General features: G+C 67.6%; 1 protein-coding gene. It reads left to right on the top strand.

Features of this window, described 5'->3' with window-relative positions; genetic code table 11:
• Positions 1 to 737 (top strand): transposase (locus ACY34I_RS40535; RefSeq protein ID WP_462760853.1); only part of this gene is annotated, 737 nt, incomplete at its 5' end.
• Positions 738 to 788: the final 51 nt, after the last annotated feature.

Below are 788 nucleotides of genomic sequence, written 5' to 3'. Positions count from 1 at the left end.
ACGCGCCGGTCGAGCCGCCCAACATCATCACCAACGTGATGACCACCGACGCGACGGTCAACGACACGGTGATGACCACCCCGATCCACGACCGGCTGCAACGGCGCGGACTGCTGCCCGACGAGCACTACCTGGACTCCGGCTATCCCTCCATCGACCTGGTCATCGCCTCCACGGCCCGCTACGGCATCACGCTGGTCACCCCGCTGCGGACCAACAACTCCGTTCAGGCCCGGGCAGCAGCCGGCTTCGACAGCACCGCCTTCACCATCGACTTCGACAACCAGCGCGCCACCTGCCCCCAGGGTCAGACCAGCACCACCTGGAGCCCGACCACCCAACGCGGCAACGACGTCATCGTCGTGCGCTTCGCCCGGGAAACCTGCCGACCCTGCCCCGTGCGCCAGCAGTGCACCACCGACCGACGCACCGGCCGCAAGCTGTCCGTGCGTCCCCGCGAGGTCCACCACGCGATACAACTGGCCCGCGCCGAGCAGCACACCGATGCCTGGCAGGCCAAATACGCCCGACGCGCCGGCGTCGAAGGAACCGTCAGCCAAGCCGTCAACGTCACCGGCATACGCCAAGCCCGCTACCGCGGCCTGGACAAGACCCACCTGCAAAACGTCTTCAGCGCCGTCGCGATCAACCTGATACGGCTGACCGCCTACTGGAACGGTCACCCCCTCGACCGAACCCGCACCAGCCACCTCGCCCGACTCGCCCTGGCCGCATGAACCAGGCAATAAGCCAGCAGGATCCACCTGTCGGCGGATCTCACCGAAGCC

The organism is Micromonospora sp. RTBAU3-60 (assembly GCF_054963695.1).
Note: the sequence above shows the minus strand (reverse complement) of the source record. Positions and strands in the feature narration are given on the sequence as shown.